This window comes from Bradyrhizobium sp. MI1.3, from assembly GCF_055811695.1.
Map to the genome: position 1 here is coordinate 1 of NZ_JBVVPQ010000273.1, position 409 is coordinate 409.

A 409-nucleotide genomic window follows, 5' to 3' on the forward strand; every position below is an offset into this window, starting at 1 on the left:
GCACCCCGAGCCTACCGGCTCAAGGTGGGCAACGCCGACCTCTTCAGAAATTCAACAGAACCCGGGACATCCCCCGCCGGGCTTCGGAGACCATGCTGAAGCCAAGACGCAAAGCCGCGGGCCGCCGCATCACGGCCGGTGAGGACAAGGCGTACGATACCGCCGATCATGTCGCCAATCTTCGCGCCATTGGCGTGACGCCGCATGTGACACAGAACCGGGCCGTCACCAAGACCGGCAAGACCCGCAACAGCGCGATCGACGAACGAACCACACGGGAGCCTTGCTGGCCCACATCGCGGTGATGAAATACGGCTACCAGCTGCCGCTGTATCGGCAGGAACAGATGTTCGCCGCGCAAGGCATCACGCTCGATCGGCAGACGCTGGCCTCGTGGATGGGCCGCGCC

General features: G+C 64.5%; 1 protein-coding gene and 1 pseudogene. Both read left to right on the forward strand.

The window, feature by feature from the left end; translation table 11 throughout:
• A pseudogene (locus AC0L3A_RS40995) lies at positions 1-305 on the forward strand (hypothetical protein); the annotation flags it as partial.
• Positions 305-409 (forward strand): IS66 family transposase (locus AC0L3A_RS41000; RefSeq protein WP_473256616.1); only part of this gene is annotated, 105 nt, incomplete at its 3' end. The pseudogene AC0L3A_RS40995 and the gene AC0L3A_RS41000, both read left to right, overlap by 1 nt.